Source organism: Streptomyces sp. NBC_01283 (assembly GCF_041435335.1).
Taxonomy (GTDB): Bacteria; Actinomycetota; Actinomycetes; order Streptomycetales; family Streptomycetaceae; genus Streptomyces.
The window spans coordinates 8,766,078-8,790,869 of sequence record NZ_CP108430.1 but is presented as its reverse complement, the minus strand read 5'-3'; the positions used below and the strand labels follow the sequence as shown (position 1 = coordinate 8,790,869).

Sequence of the window (24,792 nt, the reverse complement as noted above, 5' to 3'; positions counted from 1 at the left end):
CCTTGGCATGGGGACCGCCAAGGGGCGCTGAACGCTGCCCAGGGCCATGCAGACCCTCAGAGGTCGCGCCGGAACAGTTCCACGATCACCGCCCAAAGGGCACGGCCCACCAGGGCCGCCGTGATGCGTGTCGCCAGATCCCGCCCCACCTCTGTCCCTTTGGACGACGTGCGCTCTGTCATGTCTCCTCCTCTCGGTTACGGGCGCCCGTGCGACCGCCGAATGACGGCCCGCCCGGGCGTCCTCCCCCAACGCGAGAAAGAGACGGCTTCAACATACCGATGTGCAGAGGGAGTTCGAAAGGATGCGGTGAGCCGTGGCGACGAACCGGCCTCGCGCGCGACGGGCTTCAGCCGCTCAAGCGACCCAATCCTCGACGCTGCGATGCCGGTCAAGGCCCACGGCCGTGAACTCGTCCTGCCCGGCGCCCGCCACCGCGCCCAGTCGCCGCAAGGCCTGGGAGATCGGGCTGCCCTCGGGCAGGGTGGGCCGGCCCTCCGGCTCGTGGAGCGGGCCCAGCGCGATGACGTCGCCGGCCCAGACGACGGCCGTCTGCTCGCCGGCGCCGCCGAAGTACTCGGCCTCTACGTAGGCCAACGGACCGGCAGTCGACCAGTCGGCGAGGGATTTCGCGAACCCTGCCGGCAGTCGCCAGAAGTCCAGGGCGCGATCGTCGCCGCCGTCCGCGACGGAGTCGAAGAGTTCGTCCGTCATCGGCATCAGTGACAGCCCCTGCCCGATCGGGACGAGCCGGGCGGCGGGCAGCTTCCGTGCCCCGGCCCGCAGCACCTCCTCGCCACCGAGCACTGCCCGCAGGTCGTACCCCATCCCAACATCCCCTCCACCGACGGTCGAAGCCCTCATGGTGACGCATGGGGCAGCGACAGCGAGTTTCGTCAGAGACGAGCGCCAAGGATCAGGGGTCGAGCGTGATGCGGGCGGCGACGGGCAGGTGGTCGCTGCCGGTGGCGGGCAGCGTGCGGACGTGGGTGACGGTCCCCGAGCGGGTCATCACGTGGTCGATCCTGGAGACGGGGAAGGCGGCCGGCCAGCTGAAGGCGAAGTGGTCCCGTCCCACCGAGTCCACCCGTGTGGTCACCGGGTCGAGGCCGCGGTCGTCCACCGTGCCGTTGAAGTCGCCGAGGAGAATCACCTTCTCCAGCTTCTCGGCGGCCAGGACAGCGCCCAGCAGGCCCGCGCTCTCGTCCCGGCGTCCGGAACTGAAGCCGTGCGATCGGACGCGCACCGAGGGCAGATGGGCCACGTACACCGCGACATCGCCCCATGGCGTACGGGCCGTCGCCCGCACCCCGCGGTTCCAGCCGTCCCCGACCCCCTCCGGCCTGATGTCCACCGCCCCGACCTCCGTCAGCGGATGCTTCGACCAGAGCCCGACCGTGCCTCGCACGACCCGGTGGGGATACTCCGGCGCCAGTTCCCTCTCGTACACCGGCAGCGCGGTCGGCGTCAGCTCCTCCAGGGCGATGAGGTCGGGCCCGGAGTCCCTCAGGGTGCGGGCGGTGCCCGCAGGGTCGGCGTTCACGTCGCTGACGTTGTGCTGGACGGCCGTGACGTCGTGAGCGCCGCCGTCCCCGGCGGCCACCCGCCCGCCGAAGAGGCTCCCCCAGACGGCGACGGGCAGCAGCAGGGCCACCAGTGCGGTGGCCGACCGGCGCAGCAGGGCCAGGACGAGCAGCAGGGGAACGGCCAGGCCGAGCCAGGGCAGAAACGTCTCAAGGAGGCTGCCGAAGCGGCCGACGGTGTTGGGCACGGCGGAGTGGAACGCCAGCAGGCAGGCGGTCAGGACGGCGAGCGCCGCGAGGATCCGACCGCGTGCCCAGGGCGACCGGCCTGTCGTCTCCCGTCCCCACCGCAGCCAGGCACGGCGCCCGAGCCACCGCCGCAGGCGTGCCATCCGCGTCCCCGGCACCGTGCCGCTGTCCGCCCGCTCCACTTCGCGCCCCCGTCTTCCGCGTCTCGCCCGCCCTCCCCCGGACGTGAGCGCGGCATGGCTGGTAGTGGCGGGTAGGACGCCGCCATCGGGTGATCAGGTTCCGGCGGCCGGATGCGGCTCACGCGGGCAGCGGGAAGGCTGGGGGCGCGTGCCCGCATCCGTGCGTCCGCTCTTCGCCGAAGGGACCTGCCGTGGCCGACCTCTACGCCCTCGTCACAGAGCACCTCGACAAGGCCCGCACCGCCGCGCACGGGCGCAGCGCCGAGCTGCTCCTGCACGACGGTCCGCTGCGGCAGAGCCTCATCGTGCTCACCACCGGAACCGAGCTGAGTGAGCACGACACTCCTACGGCCGCGACCCTGTTCGTCCTGCGCGGCCGGGTCGGACTCACCATGGGGAGCGACACGCTCGAACTGGGTGAGGGCGAGTTCGCGCCCGTCCCGCACGAGCGCCACGGACTGACCGCGCTGGACGACTCGGCCGTCGTGCTGACGGCCGTCACCGAGGTCTGAACCGTCGGGGTGTGCGCAGGCGGCGCTGCCGCGTCGGCGTCTGTGTCACGCCTACGTCTACGTCTACGTCTGCGTCTGCGTCGCGATGGCTTTGAGCCAGTCCTCGACGGTGACGACTTCCGCCCACTGCGGGAGCAGCTTCCCGATCAGGAACTCGTGCACCTCGGGGTCCAGGTCCAGGCAGGCGTCCGACAGGACGGTGAGACCGAGGTCCGTGTCGTTCGCGTGGCACGCGGTGTGCAGCACCACGCCGCTGGTGGCGATGCCGGTGAGAACGAGATTGTTGATGTCGCGCGCCCTGAGCACCAGGTCCAGGTCACTGCCCGAGAACGCGCTCCCGCGCCGCTTGGTGATGACGGTGTCGCCCGGCCGGGGCGCGATGTCCGGGTGGATGTCGGTGCCGGGCTCGCCCTCGACGTGCAGGCCCGCCCGCACGACGGCGGTGAGCGCCTTGTTGCGGGTGCTGACGTCCGGATAGCCCGGCCGTAACGCGATGGCCGCGTAGATCACGGGGATACCGGCCGCGCGGGCACCGTCGATCGCCCGGCGCAGGCGGGGCAGGTACCCCGAGCCGTCGTCGGCGAGATCCACGATCTCGCGCTGGACATCCATCACGAGGAGGGCACTGTCACTGTTCGCCATGCGTGTGGTCCCTTCTTCACTCGGCATCTCCTGGCATCCCTTCCCCCGGGGAACCGCTACGGCCGCACCGCCACCGCGTCCACCTCGAACAGCATCCCCGGCAGCGCGAGAGAGACCACACCGCTCAGCGTCTGCGCGGGGAGCCGGTCTCCGAAGCGGGCGTGCAGGGCCTTGCCCAGGGTCTCCAGCTTGTCCAGGTCGTGGTCGACGCCGAAGGTGCCCAGGCGCACCACGTGCTCGTATCCGAGGCCGGCCCCCTCCAGGGCCGACAGGAGCCTGTCGAAGGCCAGGTCCACCTGGGCGGCGAAGTCGCCCGGCACAGGGGTACCGGTGGGGTCCGAGGCGTACTGGCCGCCGATGAAGACGGGTTGACCGGGTGCGGAGGCGGCGTGGCTGTAGCCGAACGGTGTCGGGTCGTGGAGGGTGGCCGGGTTGGTGATCGTGCGCTGATCGTTCGTCATGTCTGGTCGAACCCCCGCGGAGGCCCGCCCATTCCGTCGGGACGGAGGCGGTCCTCGCGAGGCGGTCCACGTCCGGTGCGATCATGGCGCGTGATGAATGTCGATGAAGCGTGCGCCGAGCCCGAACCGTCGGAGGGCGGGTGGCCTGACGTGCCGGGGGACACCGCGCTCACGATCAAGGTGCCCGAGGCCGACCCGCTGGTCCGGGCGGGGTTCCCGGCCCATGTGACGGTGCTCTACCCCTTCGTGCACGAGAGCCGCCTCGACGCCGCGGCCCACCGCGAACTGGGCGCGCTCTTCGCCGGGCACGACGCCTTCACCCTGACCTTCGCCGAGTTCGCCCGCTATCCCGGCGTCCTCTATCTCGACCCGTGGCCGCACGCCCCGGTCACGGCGCTGGCCAAGGACCTCACCGGGCGCTGGCCGGAGGCCGTGCCCTACCGGGGGATATTCGATCCGCCGCTCGCCCCGCATCTGACCGTCGCGAACAGTGAGGGCCCCGCGACCCAGGACGACGCGTACGACGCGTTGCAGGCCGAGCTGGAGCCCCTGTTGCCGCTGAGCTGCCGTGTGAACGCGGTACACCTCATCGCCTGGGACGGCACACGCTGGCAGGACCGCGCGGAGTACCGTCTCGGCCCCTAGCCACGAATGGCTCGCGGCCCGACTGGCGGGACGCCCCCTTCAGGGATATGCCTGACCTACCGGATTTGATTCCGCGACCGCGCGGACTCCGTGAAAGGGGCAATCGCCGTGGACGACTATCCGCTGCTGAACCTGTTCCTGACGATGCTGTACCTCTTCCTGTGGATCATGTGGTTCTTCCTGCTGTTCAAGGTGATCACCGACCTGTTCCGTGATCACACCCTCAACGGCTGGTGGAAGGCGGGCTGGCTCATCTTCGTGCTGGTCCTCCCCTTCCTCGGGGTCTTCGTCTACCTGATCGCCCGCGGCCGCAGCATGAGCGAGCGCGATGTGGCGCAGGTCAAGGAACAGGAGCAGGCGTTCCGCGCCTACGTACAGAAGGCGGCCGGTCCGGGACCGGGCGGCAACCACGTCGATGAACTGGCGAAACTGGCCGAGCTGAAGAAGAGCGGTGACATCACCACGGAGGAGTACGAGAAGGCCAAGGAGAAGGTGCTGGCCTGAGCGGCCCGCCACCACCCAGGGCCGCCTCCGCGGCTCAACGCCTGCCCGTGCGCAGTGCGCCCATGCTCGCCGCGACCACCAGTGCGATCGCGGCGCACTGCGGCAGTGACAGGCCCTGGTCGAGGATCAGGTAGCCCGCCATCGCCGCCACGGCCGGTGCCAGGCTCGTCAGGACCGCGAACGTCGCCGCGGGCAGTCGGCGCAGTGCGAGGAGTTCGAGGGTGTAGGGCACTCCGGAGCTCAGGACCGCGATCACCAGGCCCAGCGCGAGTACCCCTGGTTCCAGGAGCGCCGCGCCCGAGGCGCCGATGCCCAGCGGCAGGCTGACCAGTGCGGCCACGGCCATCGCGATGGCCAGGCCGTCCAGGCGCGGAAAGCGGGCGCCCGCACGGGCGTTGAGCACGATGTACGCCGCCCACATCGCCCCGGCGCCCAGGGCGAAGGCCACGCCCGCGGCGTTGAGCTGGTCGAAGCCACCCCTGCCGAGGAGGTAGACCCCGGCCAGCGCGAGTGAGGCCCACAGGAGGCTGGCGGCGCGGCGTGACGTGGCGACCGAGAGCAGCAGGGGGCCGAGCACCTCCAGAGTGACCGCCGCGCCCAGCGGGATACGGTCGATCGCCTGGTAGAAGAGGATGTTCATGCCGCCGAGCGCCAGGCCGAACCCGCCGACCACCGCCCAGTCGGCGCGCGCGTACCCGCGCAGCCGGGGCCTGGTGACGGCGAGGAGCAGGACCGCGGCGCACGTCACCCGCAGCGCGACCGTCCCGAGCGCCCCGGCCCGGGGGAACAACAGCGCGGCGAAGGCGGAACCGAACTGGACGGACACCGTCCCGGCCAGCACCAGGCCGACGCCCGTGAGAGTGCCTCGCCCCGCGCCGTGGCGCAGGAGGACGGGCGGGCCCGTCACCCCGGCCGAGGGGTCCTTGGCAGAATCCTGCGTCGAGGAAGCGTGCCCTGCGGAGGGGTGCGCGGGAGATGTCATGCGCACCACGCTAGGAAGCACACCGTGCCGCGTGAAATGCCGAGTCCGGCGCGGTTATGCTCCGGAAGCATGACCATCGAGCTGCGGCATCTGCGCGCCTTCCTCGCCATCGCCGAGGAGGGCAACGTCACGCGTGCCGCCGCCCGCCTCCATCTGAGCCAGCCCGCACTCTCGCGCACCCTGCGCCAGCTCGAGGATCATCTGGGCGCCCGCCTCGTGGACCGCTCCACCCACCACCTGGAGCTGACCGCCCAGGGGCACACGTTCCGCGACAAGGCAGCCGCCGCGCTGGCCGCCGTGGAGACCGCCCTCGACCCACGGGGGCTGCGGCGCTGGCCGCTGCGTCTGGGCCACACCTGGGCGGCGCTCGGTGACCACACCGTCCCGCTGCTGCGCCGCTGGGACGAGACGTACCCCGGGACTCCGCTGGAGCTGCTGCGCATCGACGACCGCACGGCGGGCCTCACCCAGGGCAAGGTCGACGTGGCCCTGCTGCGCGGCCCGGTCGCCGCGGCCGGGCTCCGTACGGAGCTGCTGCTGTCGGAGGAGCGGGTGGTGGTCATGCCGGCCGACAGCCCGCTGGCCGCACTCCCCCGGGTCACCCTGGCGGATCTCGCCGCCCATCCGATCGCCCTCAACACCGTCTCCGGCACCACGACGATGGACCTGTGGCCCGCGGCGGCCCGCCCGGTCGCGACCATCGAGGTGACCAACACCGACGAGTGGCTCATCGCCATCGCGGCGGGACGTGCCGTCGGGGTCTCGACGACGGCCACGCCGAGCCAGCACACGCACCCCTCGCTGGTCTTCCGTCCGCTCCCGGACGCGCCGCCCGTTCCCGTCACCCTTGCCTGGCGCGCGGGGCCGGGGCACCCGGCCGTCCCGGACCTGGTGGCACTCGCCCACCAGGTCCTCGCGACCACCCCCCGCTGACCGCTTACGGCCGCGGGCCGCCCACGCGCACGGGAAGCTTCTGCACGCTGTTCCCCACGAAGGAGGCGTGGCGGGGCAGTTCGGGCTCCGGAACGGCGAGGTCGAGGCCGGGGAAGCGGCTGAAAAGCTGCTCCAGGGCGATGGTGGCCTCCATGCGGGCCAGGGGGGCGCCCATGCAGAAGTGCGCGCCGTGGCCCAGGGACAGGTGCCGGGTGGTGCTGTGGTCGCGGGTGACGTCGAAGCGGTCGGCGTCGGGGCCGTGGGCCTGCTTGTCGCGGCCTGCCGCGGAGTATCCGGCAAGGACGGGGGTGCCCTGGGGGATGACGGTGCCGTCGAGCGTGAGATCGCGGGTCGGGTAGCGGAAGGGGAAGTAGCTGACCGGGCTGTCCCAGCGCAGGGTCTCCTCCACCACGTCCGCCCAGCTCACCTTGCCGGACTGCGCCAGGGCGAGCTGGTCGCGGTGCGTGCACAGGGCGCGTACGGCGTTGGTGATGAGGTTCAGTGTGGTCTCGTGCCCGGCGATGATCGTGAGCATCAGGGTGCCGAGGAGCTCGTGCGGGCTGAGCCGGTCGCCGTTCTCCTCGCGGGCCGCGATCAGTGCGGTGGTCAGGTCGTCCCCCGGGTTCGCCGCGCGGGCGGCGGCGACCGCACCGAGGACCTCCACCATCTCCTTGTTGGCCGCCATCGCCTCTTCGGGGCCGATGTCGGTGGCGACGATCTGGTTCGACAGGTGGTGCAGCCGGTCGTGGTACTCGGCGTCCACGCCCAGGAGTTCGCAGATGACCCCCATCGGCAGCGGCAGCGCGAAGTGCTTCCGCAGGTCGGCGACGCCGTCGCCCTCGGCGGCGGCACGGTCGAGGTCGTCGAGCAGCTCGGTCGTCAGGGCCAGGATCCGCGGCTGGAGTTCCGCCACCCGGCGCGCGGTGAACGCCTTGCCCATCAGGGAACGCAGCCTGCGGTGGTCGGTGCCGTCGGCGGTGGTCATGCCCTGCACCGTCGCGAACGTCTTCAGCGGCCAGCCGTCGGCTATCTCGCCCGCCTGCAGCGCGGCGAAGTGCTGGGCGTTCTTGGCGACATCGGGGTGCGCGAGGAACTCCTTGAGCGCGTCATGGCCGAGGACCGCCATGCCCTGTACGTCACCGGGCAGGACCACCGGTGCGACGGCGCCGCTCGCGAGGAGCCGGGCGTTCTCCGCGTGCGGGCAGCCGCCGGCCGGGTCCATACGGTGCGGCTGGCTGGCTGCGGTGTTCACCGGTGACGTGTTCAACGGGGCTCTCCTGGTCGAGGGGGCGGGTCGGCCCGCGGCCTCGGCGGCCGCGGTGTCATGCGGTGGGTCCGGTCAGAGCACGGCCCAGGACTCCGGCGAGGGGGCCGGATGCTGGGAGAGGACCGGGGCGGTGAAGTGGACCGGGAGCGCGGCGAGCCCCTTGCTCCAGGGCGACTTGATCCACTCCAGATCGCGCTGCGGGATGGCCAGTTCGAGGTCCGGCAGCCGGTGGCGGATCGTGTCCACGGCGGTGCGGGTGATGAGCCGGGCCGGGTCCTGGGCGGGGCAGATGTGCGGGCCCGCGCCGAAGGCCAGGTGCGAGCGGTTGCCCACGACCGGTGAACCGTCGTCCGGGAGGATCTGCGGGTCCGCGTTGGCACCGGCCAGGCCGAGGATCAGCATGTCGCCGGTGCGGATGGACTGACCTCCGAAGGTCATGTCGCGGGTGGCGTAGCGGGCGGGGAAGTTCTGCGTGGGCGGGAAGCGCCACAGGACGAGGTCGAGTGCGTCGTCCACGCTGAGGTGGCCGCCGGTCAGCGACGAGCGGAACTCCGGGTCGCAGAGCAGGATGCGCAGGGTGGTGGCGATCCAGTTGACGGTGGTCTGGTTGCCCGCGACGAACATGACGACGAGGTTGTGCAGGACCTCTTCGTCGGTGAGCTGGGCCGGGTGGTGCAGCAGGGCCGACGTGATGTCGTTGCCGCGCCGGCGCCGCTTCTCCTCGATGAGCTGGAGCAGGATCCCGCCCATGCGCTTGCTGGCGTCCGCGGAGGCGCTGGTGGCGGCGACCGTGCCGGCCACGGCCTCCACCAGGTGACGGCCCGTCTCCTCGTCGAGGCCGAGCAGTGCGGTGATGACGCGCATCGGCAGCTTGCGCGCGTAGTCGGCCACCAGGTCGGCCTCGCTGCGCTCCGCGAACGACACGATCACCTGCTCGGCGGCGGCCCGCACCGTGCGCCGCAGTTCGTGGCCGTTGATCCCGGCCAGCGCCGCGGAGACGGCGGCGCGCATCCTGCGATGCTGCTGTCCGTCGGCGAACAGCAGGGCGGGGCGCCAGCCGACCATGGGCAGGATCGGCGAGTCGGCGGGCACCCGGCCCTCCCGCAGCAGGCTCCAGCGGCGCGGGTCGTGCGAGAAGTCCTGCTCGTCGCGGGTCAGTTGGAGCAGTTCGCGGTGGCCGATGACGAGCCAGGCATCGACGCCGGGTGCGATGGAGACGGGCGCCACCGGGCCGTGGGCGCCGCGCAGTTGCTCGTACAGGGCGGGCATGGTGTCGCCGTCGAGATCGGGTCCGTACAGCGCGGCCGACGGTGCCGGGGCTCCGGTGACCGGGCAGCGGTCGGGCGGCCCGGCCGCGGCGTGGGGCGAGGTCATGGGGTCTCCGTGGCGACGTGGATGAGGTGCTGGACGAGGGCGATCAGCGCCCGGACCGAGGACGCGGGGTCGCGTGCGTCGCAGTTCACCACGGGGGTGCCGGGGAGCAGGTCGAGGGCGGCGCGCAGGTCGTCCACGGCGTGCTGGGGGCTGCCCGGGAAGACGTTGACGGCCACCGCGAAGGGCAGTCCGAGCTCCTCCAGGTTGCCCAGGGCGTCGAAGGACGCCTCCAGATCCCGGGTGTCCACCAGGGCGAGGGCACCGAGCGCGCCCTTGGCCAGGTCCCGCCACGCGGGCAGGAACCGCTGCTGGCCGGGGGTGCCGAAGAGGTAGAGCACCAGCTCGCCGTCGATGGTCATCCGGCCGAAGTCGAGGGCCACGGTCGTGGTCGTCTTGCCGCCGGCCACGACGGTGTCGACCCGGGCGCCCGCCTGGGTCATGACGGCCTCGGTGGACAGGGGTTTGATCTCCGAGACGGTGCCGATCAGGGTGGTCTTGCCGACCCCGAGCGGTCCGACGACCAGGATCTTTGCGGCGCCCGCGACGCTGGAGGTGAGGTACTTGCCCGACCCGGCTCCCGCGTCGGTCCCGGCTCCGGAGCCGGCGGCGGACTGGTGCGGGTCCCTGACCGGCGGGGACGGCGCGTCAGAGGCGGCTTTCGAGACCATGGAGGACCTTTCTGAGCATGGTCACATCGGTGTATTCGGCCGGGGGTACGGGCGGGCGGGTCACGATGAGCCCCCATTCCAGGAGATCGCAGAGCAACACCTGGACGACCGAGGGCGGCTGGCCGATGTGGGCGGCCACCTCGGCCACCGAGAGAAGCCCCTGGCAGTGCGCCAGGATGGTCTGGTGCTCGGGCTGGAGCGACGCGGGAAACGCCGCGTCCGTCGCCATCACCAGGGACTCCCAGGCCAGCGCCTCGGTGTCGGATGCCGCCCGGCCGCGAGTGATCACGTACGGGCGGACCGCCGAGGCCTTCGGCTCCTCCGGCCGCGGGCCCGTCATGACGCCGCGGCGGCCGGATCCCGCGGCTGGCTGCTCAGGTGCGAGCCGATCTTCACCACGAGCAGCTGCATCTGCTGGGCCACCAGGCCGACATCCGCCTGCAGGTCGGTGGCGACCCCCAGGTGCGCGCCCACCCCGGCGTGCGTGAACAGCACGAACCCGTGGTCGGACTCCAGCATCAACTGCCGTACGTCGGCGCCGGATCCGAAGAGCAGCGCGGTCGTGGACCGGCCGGTCATGGTCATCGCCGCGCAGGCCGCGGAGAGGGACTCGGCTTCGGCGACGCTCAGGTCCGACACCGGCCCCGAGAGGTTCTCCGCGGAGGCGTGTCCGAGCCGCAGCCCGTCCTCGGAGACCACCACGCTGTGCCGGACCCCGGGGATCTCGATCAGCGGGCGCAGCATCCAGCCCAGGTCGGGAAGGGGGGTGATGATTCCGGTCACTGCCGGCCTCCGTCTTGCTCGTCGGGGGTGGGGAGTTGGGACGGTGTCACGGTCGGCGGGGGCTCTGCCGACGGGTTCGGTTCCCGCGCCGCGGGCTGGTCCGCGTCGAGGGCCGCTCGGCCGCGCAGCGAACCGGACACCACGCTGGCGATCGACGCACGCGCCGCCTCCGGCGTCCACGGGGTCGTGGACGCGGTCGGGGGCGCCTGCCGCTGCTCCGGGACCGGCCGACGGTGGACGCCGGGGGCCGCCTGGCGCCGGTTTTGCCGCCGGGGCAGCCCGGCGGGGGTCTCGCGTGCGGGAGGCCCGCCCGGTGCGGGCCGGGCGGACAACTCCACGTGCTCGGCGGGGTCGTGCTGCTGGTACTGCTCGTGCTGCTGGTGCTGTTCATACGGCTCGCGGTGTTCGGGCAACCGCGCGTCGGCGTGGACCGGCGCCCCTCCGGGGTCCATCGGCTGCCGCGCGGGAACGGCGGCGGACCGCGGCTCGGGCTCGGCGGCCCGCGGCGGCGCCGTCTGGGAACCCGCCCGATGGGATCCCGTGAGCTGCGAGGGCGGTTCGGTCAGCAGGCGGAACGGCACGAACGTCACCGCACGCGTGCCGCCGTAGGCCGAGGCCCCGCTGAGCTCGACGTTGAAGCCCAGCTCGCGGCTCCAGCGGCCCACGCAGGCAAGGCCAAGGCGCGGCACCGCGCCGAGCCGGGCCAGGTCCTGGTCGTCGCGGAGCTGGCCCATCGCCCGGTGCAGCACGTCCGGCGGCATCCCGAGTCCGGCGTCGTCGATCTCCAGGACCGCTCCGGCCCCCACCTCGCGGATGGTGACGACGACTTGGGAGCGCGACGGCGAGAACACCGTGGCGTTCTCCAGGAGTTCGGCGATGGCGTGCATCAGGCCTTCGACCGCGGGCGGCACGGCGTACAGCGTCTGTCCGCCGTGCACCTCGATCCGGCTGTACTCCACGATCCGCGACTGTGCGCCGCGTACGCAGTCGTACAGCGAGACCGGCCGCGTCTCACGCCGTGCGGGCCAGATCCCGCACATCACAAGGAGCGTCTGGGCCTTGCGGGTCATCTGTGCGGCGGCGTGATCGGCCTTCATCACCTCGCCCATGAGGTGCGGGTCGTCGATGGAGCGCTCGACCCGGTCGAGGACCTGCTGCTGCACCGTGGCCATCGCGTGCATGGTGCGTGCGACGGACTCGAAGGCTGCCTGGACCGAGTCGCGCAGACCGCGTTCGCGCCGCACCGCCTCGTCCGATCCCAGGGCGACGGCCACGGCGGACAGGGCCCGGGCGAACTCCTCGCCGGTCTCCGTCGGCGCCGCCAGCGGCCCCGGCACACCCTCGAGGCGCTGCCCGGCGCGCACGCGCTCCGCGATCGCCGGGAGCCGCACACCGGCGAGGTGCGCGACCTCGGCCTCCCGGGCCGCGGCCAGCCGCTCCTGCCGGGCGCGCTCGGCCCGCTCGGCGGACAACTGGTGGACCAGGACCAGCACCCAGGCGAGCAGCAGCACCGCGACCGCGGCGCAGCCGCCGGCCAGGACCTGCCGCCACTCCGCGGCGGCATCCAGCGCGGCGAGCACCGCGCCCACGGTCGCGAGGACCACGGCCATCAGCCAGACCACGGCCTCGCGGCCCACGGACCCGCGCCTCAGACGGCTCACCACGGCCTGCTTGCCCCGGCGATCCTGCACACCTTCACCACGACGAACGAACCCTCCCCGAACGCACCGAACTCCCTTACGAATGGGGAGCGTGGCGATCTTAGGTCAACTCGGCTCTTTTTGGCTCGTCGTTGAGGAAGCCTGCCTTCCGCTGCACGGATCCCTGACGGGACTTGGCCGAAACTACTCCTGGGTAAGCGGGCATCGGGCGAGCAGGGCCGCCGGGTCGGCGGCGTCCGGAAGCGGCACGGTTCGGCTCGGCGGCGGCTGCTTTCCCCGGCCGAGCCAGGACTCCATCGCCGTGAACGCCGAGCGGTGGCAGGGCACCAGGGGCCGCAGTGCGTCGGGGAACGTGTCGACGAGCGAGTCGACGTGCGTGCCGCCTTCGACCCGGTAGTAGCGGAACATGCCGCCGCGGCCCGCTTCGCGCACCATCTTCGCGTAGACGTCCGAGTCCTTGCTGATGGGCAGCTGAACGTCGAGGGTGCCGTGCACGGTGATCAGGGGTTTACCGATGCGTCCGGTCAGGGCGATCTTCCGCACCGCTTCGTGGACCTCCCGTGGCCGGGCCGCGTACGCGTAGTCGGCGTCGCACGCCGGAGTCCCCGGTGCGCAGAAGGGAGTTCCGGCCTCGGTCGCGCCGTCGTAGCCCGGGTCGAGTTCCTCGCGGTAGATGCGCTGGGTCAAGTCCCAGTAGACCCGGTGGTGATAGGGCCACAGGAACTCAGAACCGGCCGGGAAACCTGTGGCGACCATCTCCTGATGGGCCTGGCCGGCTCCTTCGCCACCCGCCGCGTACGTCGGGTAGGCGCGCAGCGCGGGCGGCAGGAAGTCGAGCAGGTTCGGCCCCTTGGTCCGCCACAGGGTGCCTTCCCAGTCCACTCCCCCGTCGTAGAGCTCGGGGTGGTTCTCCAGCTGCCAGCGCACCAGATACCCGCCGTTGGACATGCCGGTGGCCAGGGTGCGCGCGGCGGGCCTGTGGTATCGCTGCGCGACCACGGTCCTCGCGGCGCGGGTGAGTTGGACCATCAAGCCGCGTTCACAGACTTCATCCATGTCGTTGGTGGCGCGACGTGGAAGGCTTGTCAGGGTGGTGGGGTGGCTTCCTGGGCGCACTAGTTGGACGCTTGGAGGACACCGGTTGGCGGCGAGCCAGCCCGGCATCGCCCCTGTGTCGTACGGCAGGCATGTTGTGTGCGGTCAGTCGAAGGCCACGCCCAAGCAGACGGAGTCGCCTCCGAAGCGTCCTGCCAAAGCCTGCATCACAGCAAAGACGTGCCTCGGACCGATCCATTGAGCTGGTCTGCGCACATGAAATCGGACACTCGGCTCGCACTCCAAACGGTGCCCGCCAGCGAACCGGATAAGGATGTGGACCCTCTTCACGATGATTCGCTTGATCGCCACTGGCCGTCGACCCAGATCTCCTCTTTGGAGAGTGCTTCCTACTGCGGTGGATCGTCAACGGAACGGCCATCGATTTCTCTCAAGAGACGCTCGATCTCCTCCACCTCTTCCGGAGTTCGTGCCGTGTCGGCACGCTCCATTAGTACGTGAACGCGGTTCTCGAAGTCTCGCAGTAATTGCCTTCTGAGCTCGCGAATTTCCATAGTGTCGGCACGCATTCCCCTAGTGGCCTGACGGTCCGTCCAGAGCGCCATCACGAGCGGGACTGATCCAACTGCTAGGAAACCCGTCATGGTCGCCCACCAGCAGTACGTAGCCCACAGCTCTTGGGGCCCCCTTGAGGGATCAGCGAGCCAGGTCAGCGCCGCCGCCTCCGCTGGGAGGAGCACGCCGATTGCGATCGCCCAAGCAGCACTGGCAAAGTTCTTGATCTTTGCGTCGCGATCGGGTGGGGCCAACTTCAGACTTTCCATGGCCGCTTGAAGTTGGGCGACGGTAGCCCCCTCGCCTACGGCAGCCATCGTCCGGCGGTGATCAGCAACCATATCTTGGAGCTCTCGGGACCTCTGAGCGAAGGCCTTTGCGAGCTGGTGTTGCTCGACGGCACCCACTAGCCAAAGCACGGGTACGACGGCCGCCACTGTGGCCGCGTACGACTCGGTCATCTGCATTGCGACAGTCTGCTCTAGGAAGTGAGCGTTGTCCTGACCGTCCGCCTTCCGTGCGTCACTTGAGGGTCTCCGATTGCGCTCGGGGGCGAAGACTCACACTCAGTCTGGACGCCGGTCCAAGGATCCGTCGGGGGTCAAGTTCCACTCACGTGTCGGGCCTGCTCGCCGCGGATCTGTTCGGCCTCGCGCTGCTCCTCCTGCTCGATCCACGTGCGCGTGCGCGCGCGTCCTACTGTCCCGGGACGAGGGCTGCCTCACTCCGGTCCGCATGGCGAATCTTCCACGGTAACTACTCCGAGTGCCGAGCCGCCGGCTTTCTCCCTCTGGTCAGCCATTGCCGTTGCCACGAGTAGCAGTCTGTCTCCATGGAACACAGGCCGGTGTGAATCCGGCCTGCCCCACAAATGGTTTGTGAGCACGGCTTGACGTGGGTCATCAAGCCGCGTTCGTGACCTCTCGCGTGGGCTGAAGAGGGTGGGATTGCTCCGTTGATCGCTTCTCAGGGGCGCTCGAATCGACTGAGCAAGCGGGAGCCCAGTTCGAGAACCATGATGCCGCGTGACCCGGCCACGACTGCTCGGTTGCCGGGAAGGAACCTGGTGCTCTGCAACGGTGATCCGACCCGCAGATGGTGCTCTCGTCGACTTTCCGCGGACCACAGGGCAGCGGAGCAGGTGTGTCCGCCGGAGAGCATGAGCGACTGCCTGTCGATCTGGGTGGTGTCCACGTCGAGCAATGCCATGTGATGAGCCTGCTCGAGTTGGGCATCGATCATCAGGGAACCGTCTTCGGTGTTCCAGATGTGCAGACGAGAGTAGCCGCCGACTCCAACGGCGACCGGGATGTCACCTATGTGACCGAAGGAGACAGCCGAGATGGAAAACGGGTCGCCGTTGTCCACTCTGAGGACTGGTAGGTCGAGATGCCGCGTCTCGTCGCTCCTCACGTTCCATAGCCGTGCCTGGAAGCACTCCCAGTCCCACGTGATGAACCGGTGTGCTTCGTCCGGTTGCTCTGGGAGCGGAGCCACCATGAACCTGCCGGTGTGGCAGGCCAGCGGTGGCCGAACGGCATCACAAGTGGCCAGGTCGAAGAAGCCCAGGCGCCCGCTTGTCGCAGTGACGAGGAGCAATGGCCGCTGCCTGTTCATGACAGCGATAGACCTCCACTCCTCGTCCGCGGCCAACTGGAAGTCGTGTGACGGTCGGCCGTCCGGGAAGCCCCGCAGCGTAATGCGCCGCTGCCTGTCCAGCGTGACGAAGGACCGCGGGTCGCCCGGCATCACGGCTGCGCAGCGGAAGCCCTCCTCGGCCGATCGCCTCAGTTCGGCGAGGACACCACCGGCGTCCGCCTCGAAGATCACAAGAGAGCCGTCGGCCCTGATGGACGCGATGCAGCTCTGTCGGGTGGAGTCGGCTCCCGCTACGACGCTGTGGTGGTCGCCGAAAGAAGCCACCGGGCGGGCTGCTTGGACGTTCCAGGCGCGTACGGCGCCGTCGCGTCCCCCCGAGATGAGCAAGCGCGCACCGTTCAGTTCGCACTGTGCCAGCGCTTGCACCCCGCCGTCATGAACGGCCAGTTGCCGTACCTCCTCTTGGGCAGCGCCATGCATGAACAGGTTGCCGTTCCAATCACCCCAACACCACAGGTCGTTGTCGTGCCCCGTAACCAGAGTGGTGAACACTCCCGCGTCACCATGTTGCGGGTCCCCGACAACCTCTCCGCGGATCGGATCCCAAGCGATCACCTGGCCTGCCGTAGTTCCCAGAAGGAACACGGGCCCGTCCTGGCGCTCGGCGAGCGATGCAGCCCAGAAGCGCGTGTCACTCCGCCAGCCCGGCACGTGAACTCCGGGGCGCAGCGGTTCACTGAGCTGACGACCGGCGGTGAGGTCCCACATTTTGATGTCAGCACTGTCGCCGCTCACCACGGCAAAGCACTGCCCACCTACGTTGTCCACCATGAGTACTCGGTCATCTCGACCGATCACGACGGGCGGCAGATCCAGCACATGACCGTCCCTGGCGGACAAGACCTCGACTACGTGATCTCGGCTGACCGTAGCCACTGCGGATTGACCTGCGACGTCTAACGACCAGACACCGTTTGGCGCACGACCTTCCGCGAGAATCCTCTGCGGATCGCCCGCGTCCGGCGACGTGCGCAGTAGATGCCCATCTTCGTGAAGGGTCACGATGGCGATGCCGTCACCCTGCCGGAAGGCAGCCATGTCGAGGATGGGTGAATCCGGCTCCCGTACACCGGTCACCATGGGTTCTCCATCGGCGAGGCGCCAGGCCTGGATGCCCCATGCACTCGCCGAGAGCACCACGATCCCCCTCGCTGTCTCAACGGTGTCGACAGCCAGGACGTAGTCGTCATGGTGACCGAGCATGCGGCTCTCGATGAGAGCGTCCCAGCGAGCCCAGAGCACCGACCAGGGACGATCGGGAGCTGTAGCTGCCAATTCGCCCGCCAAGCGCACGTCGCCGGACATGTGGGCCGCCATCTCGAGGTAGCAGATGCGCTCGTCTTCCGGTGCCACAAGCAGTTGCTGGCCGACTCGCTGAATGATGCGAGCCACTCGCCGACCCGACCCGGTGCGAGCCTCGGGGAGTGCCGTCAGCAGGCGAGCCGGATCCACGGCAGCCAAAAAGCCCGCGTCATCGAGGAGCTGGTCCAGCACCTGGCCCTCGCCCGCATGAAAAGGCAGGTAGGTACGCGTGTAGCTGTCGGCGTGCGCCCAGTCCCGCTCGCCGAGGGAAGACGACGACAGCTTCTCGACGAGGATGTCCGCAAGACGGCGGTGGACCTCGGCTGCCGGACGCTGACGGGTGCTCAGCTGCCGCAAATGCTCGCCCAGCGCTTCGTGGAAGAGTCGGAAGGCGACACGGTCTCCGTGGGTGCTGCGGTGGAGCAGGTCCACCGCAGCGCTGTCCAGGAGCAGCCGGGTGACATCGCGTTCGGAGTACGCGGCTGTTCCCAGCAGGGTGGCCGCGGCCGCCCAGGTTCCCGGGTCACTGAAGCCGTCGCCCTGGGACCAGGCCAGAGCCATCAGCAGATCGCGTAACCACGGCCCACCTGGCTGAACGTCACGAAGGTATCGGTCCATGGCGGTACCCACTGTGGTGGGAAACGTCTCCGCCCACCCCGAGCTCCCTGTATCCACGGGTTCGTCAGATCCCATCAGAGACAGCGCCGTGAGCTGTGCCACGAGAAAACTGGAGCCGGCACGAGCTGCTACGGCCACAGCTACCTTCTCCGCGAGTGCAGGGCGGGCACGGTAGGGAGTGCGGACCTGCGGGTCCGGATCGGCCAGCAATGTGCTGCAGACGTACTCGGCAACATCGCGTCGATCCAGATACTGCTCATCGTCCAGATCGAGTATGAGCGCTGAAGCTCCGAACAGCCGCAGCAGGTGGTCCTCGCCACCTCGGCGCGTGCCGACGAGCAGACGGATGCCCGTCCGCTCCGACGCAGCCGCCAGAGGCTCGAGTAGGTCAACGATGAGCCGATGGGCGTCAGCAGCCTCATCCACCCCATCGACGACGACTACAGTTGGTCGATGCTCGACATCCTCGCGGAGATGTGCGAGGAGACCGCTGCACGTCCCCTCGTCGATCGTCAGGGCCTGTGAGATCTCGGCGGCCACTTCGTCTGCCGTGCGGCCACGTACGTGCACCGCCATGCTGATGGAGCCGACCGGCGGTCGCGTCCCGGCCGGTGCTGTGGCAAGCACCTCATTGGGTTGTCCGGCGTCGGCCAGACTCACCAGCCTTCCGAGAACCGCTGACTTACCGGATCCCGGTGCACCAGTCACGACGCGAGACCACGCAACGTCCAGACCGGCGCCGTTGATCCAGTCCACCAGCTCACGCAGCACTCGCAGCCGACCCATGAAGTACGAGCCCTCGCGCACGAGCGAAGGCAGAATTCCACGCCCTCTAGGGTGGAAGTGACTGCGCAACTGCTCCGCCCGCTGCGCAGCCGCGGTATCTGACCTTTGAGCCAGCAGTTGCTGGTGCTGCGCCCGCCTGGAAACTCGATCGCTGAGCGCATCAACCGCCGGTGGTACCGCGAATCCGCACACCGTGACCAGGGCTGTGAGGACCACCAGGACAGGGGAGATGTGGTCAGACGTGAGGAGCCCCAGCAGGGCCCCGATCGCGACGGCCAAGCCCGGCAGCATGTAGAGCAACAGGCGCTCGGCCAGTGACCTTCGGTTGTCACGCTGGCGCAGTGAGTACACGGTTTCATTCGTATAGCCACCCGCGCCTCCTCGTCCATGGTGTACGCGGACGATCATCAAGCCGGCTCGACATGGTCATCAAGCCGCTTGCACAGACCTCATCCACGCCCAGCCTGTTCTACTCCACATCGATGCCATAGTCCTGAACGAGTTCCTCCAGACCGCCCCTGTAGCCCTTGCCGCCAAGGACGAACTCCCAGTCTCCACTGGACCTTCGGCGGAAGGACCCGAGCACCAAGGCAGTTTCGAGCGGTCGGCCGTCAGAGACCTCCAGCCGTCCCAGCTCCGACATCGCCGGATCGAGCAGCCGGATGCAGGCATCTGTGAATCCCGAGAGATCCGCGTCCGGGTTGGCCTCCGGATCGATGGCCGCCACCAGCACGAACCGATCAGCCTCCACCGGCAGCCCGTCGAAGGCGACACAGATCGCAGCCTTGTCAGGCGCCACCGCGGGAAGGGCGCGCACGGACCCGTCGGGGGTCTGTGGATTGTTGAAGAAGACGAAATGATCGTCACTCAGGACGCGGTTGGCATGGCAGACGAGTGCACACACGTCCAAGGCAACGCTTCCGGTCCACGACATTCCCAGGACGTTGTAGTCGTCAGGGAGCCGAGTGTTCGGGTCCGGCGGGGTCGGCTGCGGTGAGCCTTGACGACCGCCCTCTCCTAATCGTCCGCGCAGTCCGTGACGATGCAGCAGGTCGACGAGTTCCGTGCCCGAGATGAGTTCCAGCGGCTTGCCGTTGGCGAAGGTATGAGAGCCGGGTCCGAACCCAGACGTCGTCACCAAGACGCCCTTGTTGGCGCCTGCGCCCTGCGCGGTCCCGTACAGGTCACGCACAGCAGTGGGCGGCACCGTGTTGCGATAGCGCTTCACCTGAACGACGATCTTGCCACCTCGGATTGGTGTCGGATCCAGCGCGTCGACGTCCACACCTCCATCGCTTGAGCGCTGGGTCGTCACTGCCTGCATCCCCATGGCGCGGAAGAGATCTGCCACGAGATTCTCGAATTCCACCGGATCCATGTCGTACAGGTCCGGTTCTTCATCGCTGCCGTGGGCGACAACGCGATTTCCCACGTCTTGTGGCCGACGGCTCGGCCGTACCGGTGTGAGCTGGTCCGGCCTGTTCGAGAGCTGCCCTCTCAGGGCCCCGGCCAGGCAACTGCCTGCATCCACCTGTGCCAAGTGCAGGTCACGGAACGAGGAGCGTGAGGCCATGACCGTCGCGAGGAAGATGTGGCCCGGTCGGCCCGTCGTGGGGTCATGTCCGTCGACGAACCCGTTCAGGGCCACGGACTCCAGCGCCCCCTGTTCGTCCGCCGCGAAGAGCTCGTGCAGGACAAGCAACATGCACTGGGCGAGGACTTCCTTGTACAGGGCCCGACGCTGGCTTTCCGGGCGGGGAGTCTCCTTGTCCTGGTCAGTCCCGTACATGTACCGAACGGACTTGATCGCAGGGACGATGTCGTAGGCAGGTAACTCCCAATCGAGCACCAGCTGTCGGGCAGTGGAGTCGTACGCTGCCGCTATCTGTCGCGGGAAGCCATCAGGCCACGCCGTTGAGGAGTAGAGCGCAGCTGAGAAGTACTCGACCGCGGAGTCGGGGTCCCGGCGCCTCACGCCTTCGGATATCGCGACCACGCCGGCGTTGTGCTCACGTACCGCGGCCAGTTGGGAGTCGACCCACTGTTGGTACTCGCGCTGATACGAGGCCAGTTGCTGTTGGCGGTGGGCCTCCGCTGCCTGTGCAACCTGCAGATCCCGCTCGAACCGCGCCCGCGCCTCGGCCTGCGCATGAGCCCGGCGACTCGCAGTCCAACCACCCTGGGCTTGGTACTGACTGGCATCCGGCATAGGCACCGACTGCGCCAACTGACCTGGAGCGAAGGGCTGAACGTCCTCGGCTCGCATGAGTGAGGACACCCTGAAAGCCGGAGCGTCGCAACCTGAAGCGAGAAGGCTTTGCAGTGCTGCTACCTCCGCGTCCAGATCCTCCGTGCGACGCAGCGCGTCTGCCTGCCTGTACTCGCGGTGGCTTTGGGCAGCTCGGCGCTGGTACGCCCGTGCTTGCTGAGCTTCTTGTCTCCGCTGTCTGACCTCGGCTTCCGACTGGCGCTGCTGCTGTCGCTGCACCTCAGCCCACGTGCCGACAAGACCGGTAGAACGACGACTCATTGTTGCAGGCCCTCCCCAGGACGTTGGCAGCCGAAAGACACTTCGGTTGTCCCCACAACCAACTGTGACGAGGCGACTCTATCCAGCAACTGCCGCCACGCATATGCATTCGTCAAAGGCTGGGTGGAGATCCAACACTGCAGGTCAACTCGCTGGAGGCAACCGAGGGGGCGTCACACGGCCCCGGCCGAGCAGTCGCCCTCGGTCCGTCAAATCTGCTCATGGCGTGCCAGCCGCAGAAAGGGCTATGAACAAGGCTTGACGTGGGTGACGCGGTCGTTCCATTCGGCGATCGCGTCGCCCGGCGCGGCCCCGTCCCGGTGGAAGGCGGCGCCGGTGTTGCCCTTGTCGGTCGACGCGAACGCGTAGCCCCGGGAGAGCACCCAGTCGCTGATCGCGCGGTCGTTGGCGTACTGCTCGCGGACTCCGGGTGTGCCCGCGACGACCAGGCCGCCGTTCCACCGGTCGGGCAGGCGGATGACGAACTGCGCGTCGTGCTGCCAGCCGTGGTTCGTGTTGGTCGCCGAGCTGTCGGGGAAGTAGCCGTCGATCTGGATGCCGGGCACGCCGCGCGGTGTCGCGAGTCCGGCCGGGGTCAGGCCCGCCCAGTCGGCCGGGTCGGTGTGGCCCGAAGCGACCGTCCCCGCGGTGGTCAACTCGGCCAGGCAGGACACCTCCTGGCGTTCCGCGCCCGGTACCTTCAGCCGTCCCGACGACGCGCAGTGCCCTGCGCCGCCGCCTCGGGTTCCGTCGGACTGCCCGGCGGTCGCCGGGACCGCGGCGAGCGTGACGAGCAGCGCCGTCAGGGCGACGGCGCCGCGGACCGACCCGGCGGGGAGTCTCCCGCAGGGCCTGCTTCTGGGTGGGTCGATGGCGGGCACGGGCTCCTCCGGTGGGCGTGATGACGTACGGCGACTGCGTGTTATCGCTCTGGGCCCTCAGGAACAGGTGCCGTCGGCGATGACGTAGTAGCCGGCCGGTGATTCCTTGAGGGTGTGCGTGACGGCGATGTTGTAGAGGCCCATGTTCTGGTGGGAGCCCTTGGCGTACGCGTAACCGCCACTCGTGGTGGCTCGTCCCGCCTGGACCTGCTGGTAGTTGCTCGCGGTCCAGCACTTGGCGGTGGATCCCGTGGTGGAGGCGGTGACCTGGGACGACCGCGCCCCTTCTACCCCGGCCTGATCACGGGCGGCCACGCTGTACGTGTGGCTGCCGCCGGGGCTGAGGCCGGTGTCCGTGAACGTGGGGCCGGTCGGTGTGGCGACACGGGTGCCGTCCCTGTACACGACGTAGGACGCGGCGCCGGTGACGCTGTTCCATTTCAGGCCGACGGATGTGTCGGTCGCGCCGGTGGCGGCCAGACCACCGGGAGCGGGCAAGCCGCCGGGATCCGGATCGGAACCGTCCAGCCCGAAGAAGCCGGTGATCCAGTGGCTCGAGCAGATGGAGTCGATGAAGTTCGCCGTCCCGGTCGCACCGCACTGCGTGGCGCCGGTTCCCGGGTCGACCGGGGTGCCGTGGCCGATGGAGGGGACCCGGTCGACTTCCACGGCGACGGTGCCGTCCGTCCCGAGGTACTGCTCCCTGCGGGTCGAGTCGGGGCCGATGGTGTCGGTGCGGTCCGGGCTCTGGTCAAGGCCGTGGACAGCGGTCCACTGGTCGCGCAGTTCGTCGGCGTTCTTCTTGGCGACGGTGGGGTCGTTGTCGCCGTGCCAGACCGCCACCCGCGGCCAGGGCCCCGTATAGCCGGGGTTGGCGTCGCGGAGTCCTTGCGCCCAGGCCGCGGGGGTGCGGTCGACGCCGGGGCTCATGCAGCTGTACGCGGACAGCACGTCATCGGCACAGCCGTACGGCAGACCCGCGACGACGGCGCCCGCCTTGAACACGTCCGGGTACGCGGCGAGCATCACCGACGTCATGCCGCCACCGGCCGACAGACCGGTGACGTACGCCCGGCCCGGGTCGGCGCCGTACGCGGAGCCGGCGTGCGTGACCATCTGGCGGATCGAGGCGGCCTCGCCCTGCCCGCGTCGTGTGTCTCCCGGCTGGAACCAGTTGAAGCACTTGCTGCTGTTGTTGGCGGACGTCTGCTCGGGAAAGACGAGCAGGAATCCGTGCCGGTCGGCGAACTTCACCAGGCCCGCGTTGTCGGCGTAGACCTGCGCGCTCTGACTGCAGCCGTGCAGGGCCACCACCACGGCGGGTTTCGCCGCCAGGGTCGTCGGCCGGTACACGTACATGTTCAGACTGCCGGGATTGGCGCCGAAGTCGGCGACCCTCTCCAGGGCCACGGCCGTCGGTGCCGCCTGCGCCGAGGGCGACGGCGCGAGCACCGCTCCGGCCACGAGCAGGCCCACGACGGCGGCCACCCGTCCCAGGGCTCGCGACCACGGCTGCCTCCGCCGCTCGTGGGCGGGCGGCCCTCCCGGCTGCGACCGAACACTTCTCTCGTACGACGGCATGGCGGCTCCCGACGGAGGGCGGCGCGGTGTCCGGGGCGGATCACGCGACCCCGGGGCCGTCCACTCCTGCTGCGGGCCGGGACACCGGGGTGCCGGCAACCGTAGGAGCCACCGCGAGCGGGGCAGAATGGCGACGGACGCCACAAGACCGTCAACTGGCGCTGGTATCAGACCTGTTGCCGCTTGCTCGCGGTCCGTGCTATCGGCATCGCCCTGCCCCGATGGCTGTGCGGGCCGTCGTCGAGTTCCCGCAGTACGGCCTCCAGCAGGCCGCGCGTGCCGCCCACGGCGGCGGCCGCCCGCTCGTCACGCGCCGCAGGGGTCGGCGCGCCCGTGCCACGTCGACGGCACGTGGCAGGCCGGGTCACAGGGCCGAGTCGGTGGTGTCGGCCGTGACGAGCCGGCGGTGGATGCGCTCGACCCAGTCGTCGACGGCCTTCCAGTCCCGGTGATCGCCGTAGCGTCCGCCGCACGCCCGGAAGGCCAGGTGCCGCCACCCCGGGACGTGGTCGCGGTAGATCGCCCCCGCCAGCAGCTGGTGTCCCCACGGGCGGATGAGGGAGCGGATCCCGGCCAGTTGCCGGGGTTCGGGCCGACGCCGGGCGGGCCAGCGTCCCGCGTGGGGCGGCACGCCGACGCTGTACAGCCACGTCGGGTGCGTGGCCAGGGTGCTGGGGTGGCTGCGGATGAAGTCGGTGGCCTGCCCGAGCCAGGCGCCGTGGTGCACCGCGCTGCCCAGCACGAAGGCGTCGTAGCCTCCCGTCTTCTGCTCCGCCACCAGCGGGACGACGACCGTGACGTGCCCGCACTCCGCGAGCCGGGTCGCGAGGCGTTCCGCGATGCCGTGGGTGGAGCCGTGCACTCCCGAGTAGCCGACCAGGATGTTCATGGCCCGAGGCGTCGCAGGGCCGGACGGTCTGCCGGCGTCCGCTGCTGTCCGATCCCCTGAAAGCGACATCGCGGCTCCCTCACTGTCGGTTGAAACGACACAAAAGGTTGAAAGCCGAGGTCTGGGGCTGTTGTCACCATAGATCGGGTCGCGAACATCGAACAGGTGTCTGCCAGCCACACGGGCCTAATCATGGCCTGCTCGACTCTTGGTCGGGGCCCACTCGACGCATGTGGGGGTACCTGGTTGAATCGACGACATGAATGCAGTGCGATCCCACCTCACGCGGCGACGGTACGTCGACCTCGCGCGAGTGTGCAGCGCCTGCTGTCGCCGCTGCCACTGAGCAAGCCGCCGGGCACTCCGCCGCGCCTCGTGCGCGTGAACTCCTGGGCCCGCCGGGCTCGTTGACGGGCCGCGCTCGGCCCTGCCGGGTCACCCCGCACCTCGGGCAGCGCCGCGCCCGTCGCGACCGCGCGCATCCGCGGGCCTGCCGCCTGCCCCTCCTTCCCTTCTTCCCTCATGCCCCGCCTCGCCTCGCCCCGCCCC

At 69.7% G+C, this 24,792-nt stretch carries 23 protein-coding genes and 2 pseudogenes; 4 read left to right on the top strand and 21 right to left on the bottom strand.

Annotation, left to right across the window (positions count from 1 at the left end; all coding sequences use genetic code 11):
* Window positions 1–56: 56 nt before the first annotated feature.
* The 3 genes from OG302_RS39680 to OG302_RS39670 all read right to left on the bottom strand — a co-directional run bounded on the left by OG302_RS39680 (window position 57) and on the right by OG302_RS39670 (window position 1,915).
* Window positions 57–182: a hypothetical protein gene (locus OG302_RS39680; protein WP_371749595.1), complete on the bottom strand. Its 126-nt coding sequence runs from the start codon at window positions 180–182 to the stop codon at window positions 57–59.
* Between the two features lie 175 nt (window positions 183–357).
* The gene (locus OG302_RS39675) at window positions 358–828 is read right to left on the bottom strand and encodes a hypothetical protein (protein WP_371749594.1); all 471 of its coding nucleotides are present in this window, start codon (window positions 826–828) and stop codon (window positions 358–360) included.
* A gap of 88 nt (window positions 829–916) precedes the next feature.
* Complete coding sequence (locus OG302_RS39670) at window positions 917–1,915, bottom strand: endonuclease/exonuclease/phosphatase family protein (RefSeq protein WP_371750372.1); 999 nt, start codon at window positions 1,913–1,915, stop codon at window positions 917–919.
* Window positions 1,916–2,145: 230 nt separating this feature from the next.
* Between OG302_RS39670 and OG302_RS39665 the strand changes: the two genes are divergently transcribed.
* The gene (locus tag OG302_RS39665; protein WP_371749593.1) at window positions 2,146–2,466 is read left to right on the top strand and encodes a cupin; all 321 of its coding nucleotides are present in this window, start codon (window positions 2,146–2,148) and stop codon (window positions 2,464–2,466) included.
* 63 nt (window positions 2,467–2,529) lie between these two features.
* Here the strand turns inward: OG302_RS39665 and OG302_RS39660 are convergent, their stop codons facing one another.
* Together OG302_RS39660 and OG302_RS39655 are read right to left on the bottom strand one after the other, a co-directional pair.
* Window positions 2,530–3,108 (bottom strand): cysteine hydrolase family protein, encoded by a 579-nt coding sequence (locus tag OG302_RS39660; RefSeq protein WP_371749592.1) that lies wholly within the window; start codon window positions 3,106–3,108, stop codon window positions 2,530–2,532.
* A gap of 56 nt (window positions 3,109–3,164) precedes the next feature.
* On the bottom strand, window positions 3,165–3,569 hold the full coding sequence (locus OG302_RS39655) for a RidA family protein (RefSeq protein ID WP_371749591.1): 405 nt from the start codon (window positions 3,567–3,569) through the stop codon (window positions 3,165–3,167).
* Window positions 3,570–3,662: 93 nt separating this feature from the next.
* Here OG302_RS39655 and OG302_RS39650 point away from each other — a divergent pair, with 93 nt between their 5' ends.
* The gene (locus OG302_RS39650) at window positions 3,663–4,214 is read left to right on the top strand and encodes a 2'-5' RNA ligase family protein (protein ID WP_371749590.1); all 552 of its coding nucleotides are present in this window, start codon (window positions 3,663–3,665) and stop codon (window positions 4,212–4,214) included.
* A 108-nt stretch (window positions 4,215–4,322) separates the two neighbouring features.
* Window positions 4,323–4,718, top strand: a complete 396-nt coding sequence (locus tag OG302_RS39645; RefSeq protein ID WP_371749589.1) for an SHOCT domain-containing protein — start codon at window positions 4,323–4,325, stop codon at window positions 4,716–4,718.
* Between the two features lie 34 nt (window positions 4,719–4,752).
* On the opposite strand, the gene OG302_RS39640 is transcribed toward OG302_RS39645, so the two are convergent.
* Window positions 4,753–5,700 carry a DMT family transporter gene (locus OG302_RS39640; protein ID WP_371749588.1) on the bottom strand — a complete coding sequence of 316 codons (948 nt, stop codon included), beginning with the start codon at window positions 5,698–5,700 and terminating at the stop codon, window positions 4,753–4,755.
* A gap of 69 nt (window positions 5,701–5,769) precedes the next feature.
* Between OG302_RS39640 and OG302_RS39635 the strand changes: the two genes are divergently transcribed.
* A complete protein-coding gene (locus OG302_RS39635; protein WP_371749587.1) occupies window positions 5,770–6,633 on the top strand; it encodes a LysR family transcriptional regulator in 864 nt (287 codons plus the stop codon).
* Between the two features lie 4 nt (window positions 6,634–6,637).
* On the opposite strand, the gene OG302_RS39630 is transcribed toward OG302_RS39635, so the two are convergent.
* From OG302_RS39630 to OG302_RS39560, 15 genes and pseudogenes are all read right to left on the bottom strand, one after another.
* A complete protein-coding gene (locus OG302_RS39630; protein ID WP_371750371.1) occupies window positions 6,638–7,855 on the bottom strand; it encodes a cytochrome P450 in 1,218 nt (405 codons plus the stop codon).
* Window positions 7,856–7,972: 117 nt separating this feature from the next.
* On the bottom strand, window positions 7,973–9,274 hold the full coding sequence (locus OG302_RS39625) for a cytochrome P450 (protein WP_371749586.1): 1,302 nt from the start codon (window positions 9,272–9,274) through the stop codon (window positions 7,973–7,975).
* Window positions 9,271–9,942, bottom strand: a complete 672-nt coding sequence (locus tag OG302_RS39620) for an ATP/GTP-binding protein (RefSeq protein ID WP_371749585.1) — start codon at window positions 9,940–9,942, stop codon at window positions 9,271–9,273. The genes OG302_RS39625 and OG302_RS39620 overlap by 4 nt, the downstream gene beginning before the upstream one ends.
* Window positions 9,920–10,282 carry a DUF742 domain-containing protein gene (locus tag OG302_RS39615; RefSeq protein WP_361841607.1) on the bottom strand — a complete coding sequence of 121 codons (363 nt, stop codon included), beginning with the start codon at window positions 10,280–10,282 and terminating at the stop codon, window positions 9,920–9,922. Before OG302_RS39615 ends, OG302_RS39620 begins: the two co-directional genes overlap by 23 nt.
* Window positions 10,279–10,725: a roadblock/LC7 domain-containing protein gene (locus tag OG302_RS39610; protein WP_371749584.1), complete on the bottom strand. Its 447-nt coding sequence runs from the start codon at window positions 10,723–10,725 to the stop codon at window positions 10,279–10,281. The genes OG302_RS39615 and OG302_RS39610 overlap by 4 nt, the downstream gene beginning before the upstream one ends.
* Entirely contained in the window at window positions 10,722–12,335 is a 1,614-nt protein-coding gene (locus OG302_RS39605; protein WP_371750370.1) for an ATP-binding protein, read from the bottom strand. The genes OG302_RS39610 and OG302_RS39605 overlap by 4 nt, the downstream gene beginning before the upstream one ends.
* A 234-nt stretch (window positions 12,336–12,569) precedes the next feature.
* Window positions 12,570–13,415, bottom strand: a pseudogene (locus tag OG302_RS39600) (3-hydroxybutyrate oligomer hydrolase family protein); the annotation flags it as partial.
* Window positions 13,416–13,831: 416 nt separating this feature from the next.
* Window positions 13,832–14,464, bottom strand: a complete 633-nt coding sequence (locus tag OG302_RS39595; protein WP_371749583.1) for a hypothetical protein — start codon at window positions 14,462–14,464, stop codon at window positions 13,832–13,834.
* Window positions 14,465–14,963: 499 nt separating this feature from the next.
* The gene (locus OG302_RS39590) at window positions 14,964–18,713 is read right to left on the bottom strand and encodes an AAA family ATPase (RefSeq protein WP_371749582.1); all 3,750 of its coding nucleotides are present in this window, start codon (window positions 18,711–18,713) and stop codon (window positions 14,964–14,966) included.
* Window positions 18,714–18,831: 118 nt separating this feature from the next.
* Entirely contained in the window at window positions 18,832–20,892 is a 2,061-nt protein-coding gene (locus OG302_RS39585; RefSeq protein WP_371749581.1) for a restriction endonuclease, read from the bottom strand.
* A 260-nt stretch (window positions 20,893–21,152) separates the two neighbouring features.
* Window positions 21,153–21,773 (bottom strand): annotated as a pseudogene (locus OG302_RS39580) (tannase/feruloyl esterase family alpha/beta hydrolase); the annotation flags it as partial.
* Between the two features lie 57 nt (window positions 21,774–21,830).
* On the bottom strand, window positions 21,831–23,354 hold the full coding sequence (locus OG302_RS39575; protein WP_371749580.1) for a PHB depolymerase family esterase: 1,524 nt from the start codon (window positions 23,352–23,354) through the stop codon (window positions 21,831–21,833).
* 167 nt (window positions 23,355–23,521) lie between these two features.
* Window positions 23,522–23,722, bottom strand: coding sequence for a hypothetical protein (locus OG302_RS39570; RefSeq protein WP_371749579.1), 201 nt, complete (start codon window positions 23,720–23,722; stop codon window positions 23,522–23,524).
* Window positions 23,719–24,243 carry a flavodoxin domain-containing protein gene (locus tag OG302_RS39565; protein WP_371749578.1) on the bottom strand — a complete coding sequence of 175 codons (525 nt, stop codon included), beginning with the start codon at window positions 24,241–24,243 and terminating at the stop codon, window positions 23,719–23,721. Before OG302_RS39565 ends, OG302_RS39570 begins: the two co-directional genes overlap by 4 nt.
* Window positions 24,244–24,524: 281 nt before the next feature.
* A complete protein-coding gene (locus OG302_RS39560; protein ID WP_371749577.1) occupies window positions 24,525–24,767 on the bottom strand; it encodes a hypothetical protein in 243 nt (80 codons plus the stop codon).
* Window positions 24,768–24,792 lie beyond the last annotated feature (25 nt).